We start from the raw sequence: 8,091 nt of genomic DNA on the forward strand, positions 1-8,091 counted from the left end.
GATGCGTGACACCGCGGAGGACCCGCAGGCCGAAGGGACCGAACCCGTCGCCGAGGCCGGGCCGGCGGGCGGCGGGCCCGTGGCCCTCGCGCTGCGGAGCGGGGGCGAGGCCGTGCGGCGCCGGTTCCGCGCCGGCGAGCTGGGCTCGTTCCCCGTCGTCCTGGTCCTCGCCACGGTCTGGATCATCTTCCAGTCCCTCAACGCGAACTTCCTCTCGCCCCGCAACCTGTCGAACATCAGCGTCGACATCGTGGGCACGGGGATGATCGCGGTCGGGATCGTCTTCGTGCTGCTGCTCGGGGAGCTCGACCTGTCCGTCGGCTCGATCAGCGGACTCGCCGCGGCGATCTTCGCCGTCCTGAACGTGAACAACGGCGTGCCCGAATGGATCGCCCTCGTCGCCGCGGTGCTCGCGGGCACCGCCGCGGGGGCCGTCCAGGGCTACTCCTGCGCCAAGACCCGGGTGCCGGCCTTCGTCCTCACCCTCGCGGGACTGCTGACCTGGAACGGCCTCATGCTGGCGGTCCTCGGCACGAGCGGCACCGTCAACCTCGACGAGAACGGCCTGGTCGCGGAGCTGACCACGTACTACTTCACGAACGACGCGGTCGCCTACGGCCTGGCGGCGGTCTGTGCGGGCGCGGTCTTCACGATCTCGTACCTGGACCGGCGCCGCCGCGTGGCCGCCGGCATGCCGCACCGCTCGATGCGGTACATCGGGGTGCGCACGGGCGCGCTCGCGGCGACCGCGTTCGTGTCGGCCTATCTGCTCAACCGGTTCCAGGGCCTGCCGCTGGCCCTGCTGATCTTCCTCGTGGTGGTGGCCGGCCTCGACATCGTCCTGCGTCACACCCGCTACGGCCGCCAGGTCTACGCCCTCGGCGGCGGCGTCGAGGCGGCCCGCCGCGCCAGCCTCAACGTGACGGGCATCCGGACCGCGGTGCTCGCGGTGTCCGGGACGATGGCCGCGATCGGCGGCCTGTTCCTGGCCTCGCGGATCACCTCGGTGAGCCAGAACTCCGGGTCGGGTCTGCTGCTGCTCAACGCCATCGCGGCGGCCGTCATCGGCGGTACCAGCCTGTTCGGCGGGCGGGGCACCACGTGGACCGCGGTGCTCGGCATGCTGGTCATCCAGTCGATCTCCTCCGGCATGGCGATCACCGACACCCCCACGGCCGTGCAGTTCGTGATCACGGGCGGGGTGCTCTTCGCCGCGGTGCTCATCGACGCGCTGGCACGCCGTTCGCAGGAGGCCCACGGACGGGCCTGAGCGCACACGGCCGTGGGCCCCGGATCAGGCTGATCCGGGGCCCACGGTCAAGCAGCCGGTGTCAGGCCGACAGCGGGGTCTGCAGGCTCGCACCCGCGGTCAGGCCCTGCGGCGAACCCGAGGCGACGAGGCCGCCGGCGACCTCACCGAGCGGCGTCTGCAGGTTGAGACCGCCGGAGCCGCCGAGCGCGAGGCCACCGAGCGGAAGGCCGCCGAGCGGGAGGTCACCGAGACCGAGACCGCCCGAGACGTTCTCCAGCTCGGCGTCGGACATCTCGGTCGTCTCGACCTGGGGGACAAGGTTCATGACGCGCGATTCCTTTCGAATGACCATTACGGAATGGCAGAGTTCGCCCGATTCCCGAAAAGGAGAACCTCTCCCGCGATCTGCACCACGCGGAGGATCAAAGCATGACCGCATTCGCGCAGCCACCCGTACGAGGTGTTCGGGGAAGCCGCTGCGACATGGGACTTCACCGGCGTGACCGCCAGGTGACCGACCCCTCCGACTCCTTCACAGAGTTCACCGCCGCACTGCACCCCGGGATGTTGCCCCCGCTTTTCTCATCGACGGCTTTTCCGGCATTGCCAGCGGGCTCCGGCGTAAACATCACGACCCTTCCTATTCCCTGCACCCCGGCTGTGAAGGGTGTGCAGGTTCACCGGAGTTTCCGTGACACGGGCTTGAATCGGGTTCATCGCACCAGGCAGGGACGCTTGGCGTCGAAAGCCCAGTCCTCGATCAGATACCGCATCCCCACGGCGTCGTCGCGGCCCCCCAACGCCTTCTCCTCGTACAGCTCGTGGGCCGCGAGGAGCCGGTCGCGGTCCAGGCGCACGCCGAGGCCGGGGGTGTCCGGGACGGCGACCTCGCCGCCGGTGATCCGCGGGGGCTCCACGGTGAGCCGCTCCAGCCCCTCCTGCCAGATCCAGTGGGTGTCCAGGGCGTTGTACTCGCCCGGGGCGGCCGCCCCGCAGTGCGCCATCATCGCCAGCGAGATGTCGAAGTGGTTGTTGGAGTGGCAGCCCCACGTCAGTCCCGTCGCCTGGCACAGCTGCGCGACCCGTACCGATCCCTGCAGGGTCCAGAAGTGCGGGTCGGCGAGCGGGATCGAGACCGACTGCAGGGCGAGGGCGTGGGTGAGCTGACGCCAGTCGGTGGCGACCATGTTGGTCGCCGTGGGCAGTCCGGTCGCGCGGCGGAACTCGGCGAGGATCTCCCGGCCGGAGTAGCCGTCCTCCGCGCCGCACGGGTCCTCGGCGTAGGCGAGCGTGCCGACGAGCGGACGGCACAGCTCGATCGCCTCCCGCAGCGACCAGGCGCCGTTGGGGTCCAGGGTGATCCGTGCCTCGGGGAACCGCTCCTTGAGCGCGACGACCGCCTTGACCTCCTCGCTGCCGGGCAGGACACCGCCCTTGAGCTTGAAGTCCCGGAAGCCGTACAGCTCGTGACTGGCCTCGGCCTGGCGGACGATCGCCTCGGGGGTCAGCGCCTCCTCGTGCCGGATGCGGTACCACGCGGCGCCGGCGCCGGGTTCGCGGACGTAGTCCAGATCCGTGCGGTCCGGGTCGCCGACGTAGAAGAGGTAGCCCAGGACCCGTACGGCGTCGCGCTGCCGGCCGTCGCCGAGCAGGGCCGCGACGGGGACCTCCAGGTGCTGGCCGAGCAGGTCCAGGAGGGCGGACTCGACGGCGGTGACCGCGTGCACCGTGGTGCGCAGGTCGAAGGTCTGGGCGCCGCGTCCGCCCCGGTCACGGTCGGCGAACGTGTCCTGGAGCCTGCGCAGGACGCGCTTGTAGTCGCCGAGGCGGGCGCCGGTGACGAGCTGTTCGGCCTCGCGCAGCGTCCGCGTGATGGCCTCGCCGCCCGGCACCTCGCCCAGGCCGGTGCGCCCTTCGGAGTCCTCCAGGACGAGGACGTTGCGGGTGAAGTAGGGGGCGTGCGCGCCGGAGAGGTTGAGGAGCATGGAGTCCCGGCCGGCGACGGGATGGACGGAGAACTTCGTGACGACGGGCTGGCTCATGACGGCGGTTCTGCTCTCGTGAGTGCGGACGGGACGGCGGCGGGACGCGGGCGGGCGCGGCGCGTGATCAGACCTTGAGCACGTCCAGGACCTGCTCGAGGACCAGTACACCGCCCAGGCCCAGGATCGCGAGCACCGTCGTGTAGGTGGTGCGTGCCTTGATCGCGTCGACGACGGACAGGTTGAAGTACTCCTTGAACATCCAGAAGCCCGGATCGTTGACGTGCGAGAAGGCGATCGATCCGCAGGTGACGGCGAGCACCATGACCTCGGCGTGCACCCCGCTGCCCGCGAGCAGGGGCAGGGCCACGCCGGACGCGGTGACGACGGCGACGGTCGCGGAGCCGAGGGCGATCCGGAGGATGACCGCGATCAGCCAGGCCAGGACGATCGGCGAGATGGACCAGCCGCCGGTCACGTCCTTGATGTAGTCGGAGATCCCGCCCTCCACGAGGACGTTCTTGAAGGCGCCGCCCGCCCCGATCACCAGCAGGATCATCGCCATCGCCTGGGCGGCCCCGCGGCACGAGGCGCTGACCTCGGCCAGGCTGCGGCCCGTCCTCGGCCCGAACGCCCAGACGGCGGCGCCGAGCGTGAGCAGCAGGGCGATCGGCGCGGACCCGACGAAGTTCACGAGGTGCAGCAGCGGACTGTCGCCGGAGTCGGCCAGGTCGGTGACCGCGGCGCCGGCGATCAGCACCACGGGCAGCAGCGCCACCGACAGCGACCAGCCCAGGCCCGGCATCTCCTCCTCGTCGAAGACCTCCGCGGCGACCAGGCCCTTGGGGACGGACGGGTTCATCGCCCGCACGAAGGGGAGGCGCGGCCACACCAGTGCGATGAGCGCGCCGACCGGGACCGCGATGAACAGGCCGTAGAACAGGGTGAGTCCGACCGAGGCGTGGAAGGTGGCGGCCACCGCGGTGGGGCCGGGGTGGGGCGGCAGGAAGCTGTGCATGGTGGACAGGGCGATGGACATCGGGAGGCCCACCCACAGCAGGTTGGAGCGGGTGACCCGGACGAGCGTGAAGGCGACCGGGACGATGATGACGAAGGCGACCTCGTAGAACATGGTCACGCCGATGAGCATCGCCGAGAGCACCATGGCGACCTGGACCCAGCGCGGGCCGCACAGGTCGAGGAGCCGGCCGGCGATGCGCTGGGCGGCGCCGGAGTCGCCCATCACGCGGCCGACCATGGCGCCGAGCCCGATGGTGAGCATCGTGTCGCCGACCTGGTCGCCGATGCCCTCGGAGAGCACGTCCGGGATCTTCTCGAGCGGTATGCCCCGGACCAGGGCGACGCCCACGGCCACCAGCAGGAGGGCGGCGAAGCCGTTCAGTCTCAGCTTCGTCATCAGCAGGAGCAGGACCACGACACTGATCCCGACCACGACGAGCGGCATGTTCAGCTCCCCTTCGAACTGTTCGCTCCAATGAACGACATCCCCATAGAGAGACATCGTCTACATATGAGGACGGAATCTAGGTCCGGTGATCAGTCCGGTCAATGGGCGTGCGGGAATCGGCTCAGGATCTCCAGAGCGAGACGGCGAGCCCCAGGCCGGCCAGGGCGATGGCGATCCGCAGCGGCTTCTCGGGGATCCGCCGCACCACGACCGGCCCGATCCTGCTGCCGACCAGGCAGCCGAGCCCGAGCACGGCCGCGGCCCACCAGTCGACGGGCGCGAGGAAGACGTAGGTGAGGGCGGCGACGGCGTTGGCCGCGCCGGTCGCGATGTTCTTCACGGCATTCGTCACGGGCAGCGGCTCGTTCACGACCAGGGACAGCACCGCCAGCATCAGGACGCCCGAGGCGGCGCCGAAGTAGCCGCCATAGAGGCCCACGAGAAGCACCGCGAGGGCCGACGGCAGCAGCGCCCGGACGCCGCCGCCCTCGGTCAACTGCGGACGGCTCGCGGCCAGTCGGCGCAGCGGGTCGCGCACCAGGATCAGCACCGACCCCAGGGCGATCAGCCAGGGCACGACGCCCTCGAAGGCCGAGGCCGGGGTGCCGAGCAGCAACGCCGCTCCGGCCGATCCGCCGACGGCGGCGAGGAGCGAGAGACGGACGAGGCGGCGGCGCTGCCCGCGCAGCTCCTCGCGCGAACCCGCGGCGGTGCCCACGGTGTTGGCGAACAAGGCCACCGTGTTGGTGACGTTGGCGGTCACCGGAGGAAGTCCCGCGGCCAGCAGTGCCGGATAGCTGAAGAGCGAGGCGAGCCCCGCGATGGATCCGGTCAGCCCCGAGGCGACGCCCGCCACGGCGAGCAGGAGTACGGAGTCGGCCCCCACAGTTTTCCTTCCGTCCGGGAACGCCTCATCCTCCCCTCGGGTTGTCTCGCATGAAAGACGGTGTCTACATAGGGAGACGACGGCGCCATCGCGACGGGGTGCCCCAGCCGGGCGGAACCGAGGCCTCCTGGTCGGTGCCGGGAGGCTTGTCGATACGTCATGACAAAGCTATTGACATCACCTGTGGGCCACTTCACAGTACGAGCACCTAGCGCGCACTAGTAACGCGCTCTAGTCGCTCAACCAAGGCCCATACCCACGGCCGACTCCGCCGAGCCGCCACTCTCACCGCCGCGATCGTCGTCGGCACCCTGGTGGCCACCGGATGCTCCAGCAGCACCGGTGGGAAGAAGGCCGAGGAAGGCGACGCGGCGGCTTCCGCCGGCAGGGCCGACACGCCCCGTATGACGGTGGCCATGGTCACCCACGCCTCCCCCGGCGACACCTTCTGGGACCTCATCCGCAAGGGCGCCCAGGCCGCGGCCGCGAAGGACAACATCAAGCTCGTCTACTCGTCCGACCCCAACGCCGGCAACCAGGCCAACCTCGTGCAGAACGCCATCGACCAGAAGGTCGACGGCATCGCCCTGACCGCCGCCAAGCCGCAGGCCATGAAGGACGTCATCGGCAAGGCCACCTCTGCCGGCATCCCCGTCGTCGGCTTCAACTCCGGTGTCGGCGACCGGAAGAAGCTCGGCATGCTCGAGTACTTCGGCCAGGACGAGAACATCGCCGGCCAGGCCTTCGGGCAGCGGCTGAACCAGATCGGCGCCAAGCACGCCCTGTGCGTGATCCAGGAGCAGGGCCAGGTCGCCCTCGAATCCCGCTGCGCGGGCCTGAAGAAGGGCTTCAGCGGCAAGACCGACATCCTCTACGTCAACGACACCGACATGCCGTCGGTGAAGTCGACGATCACGGCCAAGCTCAAGCAGGACTCCTCCATCGACCAGGTCGTCACCCTCGGTGCCCCGATCGCCCCGACCGCCGTGCAGTCGCTCTCGGACGCGGGCGGCAAGGCGAAGGTCGCGACCTTCGACCTCAACAAGGACCTGGTCTCCGCCATCCAGAAGGGCACCATCGAATTCACCGTCGACCAGCAGCCCTACCTCCAGGGCTACCTCGCCGTCGACGCGCTGTGGCTGTACAGGACGAACGGCAACTTCAGCGGCGGCGGTGCCGCGCCCGTCCTGACCGGACCGACCTTCATCACCAAGGACAACGTGGACTCCGTCGCCAAGTTCGCCGCGAAGGGCACCCGGTGATGAGGATGACCCAGCCTGCCGAGCCGGCGGTGACCGCACCGCCGGCCCCCGGCCCCCGGCAGACCGACGGCCGTACGGCCCAACGGTCCCTGCTCCTCAGGACGTTGGCCCGCCTCGAGGTGGGCGTCCTGCTCGGTGCCGCAGCGGTGTACGTGTTCTTCCTGATCGCCGCGCCGCCCGTGCGCGACGGCAGCTCGATGGCGACGGTCCTGTACCAGTCGTCGACCATCGGCATCATGACGCTCCCGGTGGCGCTGCTGATGATCGGCGGCGAGTTCGACCTGTCCGCCGGTGTCGCGGTGATCACCTCGGCGCTCACCGCGAGCATGATCAGCTACCAACTCACCATGAACGTATGGGTCGATGTGGTCGTCGCGCTGATCGTGTCGCTGGCGATCGGCTTCTTCAACGGCTGGATGGTCGTCAGGACGGGCCTGCCGAGTTTCCTGGTCACCCTCGGCTCGTTCCTGATCCTCCAGGGTGTCAACCTCGCGGTGACCAAGCTGGTCACCGGCAACGTCGCCACCGACGACATCAGCGACATGGCGGGCTTCGACCAGGCCCGCAAGGTCTTCGCGTCGTCGTTCGACATCGGCGGCGTCCAGGTGAAGATCACGGTCTTCTACTGGCTCGTCTTCGCCGCCCTTGCCACCTGGTTGCTGATCCGCACCAAGTACGGCAACTGGATCTTCGCGGTCGGCGGCAACAAGGACAGCGCCCGCGCCGTCGGTGTGCCCGTGACCTTCACCAAGATCTCCCTGTTCATGCTGGTCGGCCGCGGTGCCTGGTTCATCGGCATGCACCAGCTGTTCACCTTCAACACCGTGCAGTCCGGTGTAGGCGTCGGCCAGGAGCTCATCTACATCGCGGCCGCGGTGATCGGCGGCTGTCTGCTGACCGGTGGCTACGGCTCGGCCGTCGGCCCGGTCTTCGGCGCCTTCATGTTCGGCATGGTCAACCAGGGCATCGTGTTCGCCGGCTGGAACCCCGACTGGTTCAAGGCCTTCCTCGGCGTCATGCTCATCGGCGCCGTACTGATCAATCTGTGGGTCCGCCAGTCGGCGACCAGGAGGTGACCTCATGACATCCACCGACAAGGCCGGCACGCACGGCGCGATCATCCCCGACACGGCGCGCGAGGGCGATGACGGCGTGATCGTCGAGCTGCGCAACGCGGGCAAGTCCTACGGCAACATCCGTGCCCTGCACGGGGTGAGCCTTCAGGTGCGGCCCAGTCAGGT

The 8,091-nt window shown here is 69.6% G+C and carries 7 protein-coding genes and 1 pseudogene; 4 read left to right on the forward strand and 4 right to left on the reverse strand.

All coding sequences use genetic code 11. From position 1 onward, the window contains the following. Window position 1 precedes the first annotated feature (1 nt). Complete coding sequence (locus tag ACFU97_RS11570) at window positions 2–1,270, forward strand: sugar ABC transporter permease (RefSeq protein ID WP_384254105.1); 1,269 nt, start codon at window positions 2–4, stop codon at window positions 1,268–1,270. 61 nt (window positions 1,271–1,331) lie between these two features. Here the strand turns inward: ACFU97_RS11570 and ACFU97_RS11575 are convergent, their stop codons facing one another. The 4 genes from ACFU97_RS11575 to ACFU97_RS11590 form a co-directional block, all read right to left on the reverse strand. Then, window positions 1,332–1,577 carry a hypothetical protein gene (locus ACFU97_RS11575; RefSeq protein WP_384254107.1) on the reverse strand — a complete coding sequence of 82 codons (246 nt, stop codon included), beginning with the start codon at window positions 1,575–1,577 and terminating at the stop codon, window positions 1,332–1,334. 388 nt (window positions 1,578–1,965) lie between these two features. Further along, entirely contained in the window at window positions 1,966–3,294 is a 1,329-nt protein-coding gene (locus ACFU97_RS11580; protein ID WP_384254110.1) for an enolase C-terminal domain-like protein, read from the reverse strand. 67 nt (window positions 3,295–3,361) lie between these two features. Next, window positions 3,362–4,699, reverse strand: coding sequence for a gluconate:H+ symporter (locus ACFU97_RS11585; protein ID WP_384254112.1), 1,338 nt, complete (start codon window positions 4,697–4,699; stop codon window positions 3,362–3,364). Between the two features lie 124 nt (window positions 4,700–4,823). Beyond that, a complete protein-coding gene (locus ACFU97_RS11590; protein WP_384254114.1) occupies window positions 4,824–5,588 on the reverse strand; it encodes a sulfite exporter TauE/SafE family protein in 765 nt (254 codons plus the stop codon). A gap of 314 nt (window positions 5,589–5,902) precedes the next feature. On the opposite strand from ACFU97_RS11590, the gene ACFU97_RS11595 reads away from it, so the two are divergent. From ACFU97_RS11595 to ACFU97_RS11605, 3 genes and pseudogenes are all read left to right on the forward strand, one after another. After that, window positions 5,903–6,850, forward strand: a complete 948-nt coding sequence (locus ACFU97_RS11595) for a substrate-binding domain-containing protein (protein WP_384254117.1) — start codon at window positions 5,903–5,905, stop codon at window positions 6,848–6,850. Then, window positions 6,850–7,926 carry an ABC transporter permease gene (locus ACFU97_RS11600; protein WP_384254120.1) on the forward strand — a complete coding sequence of 359 codons (1,077 nt, stop codon included), beginning with the start codon at window positions 6,850–6,852 and terminating at the stop codon, window positions 7,924–7,926. The genes ACFU97_RS11595 and ACFU97_RS11600 overlap by 1 nt, the downstream gene beginning before the upstream one ends. A 4-nt stretch (window positions 7,927–7,930) precedes the next feature. Continuing rightward, a pseudogene (locus ACFU97_RS11605) lies at window positions 7,931–8,091 on the forward strand (sugar ABC transporter ATP-binding protein); the annotation flags it as partial.

The organism is Streptomyces sp. NPDC057616 (assembly GCF_042800575.1).
Lineage (GTDB): Bacteria > Actinomycetota > Actinomycetes > Streptomycetales > Streptomycetaceae > Streptomyces.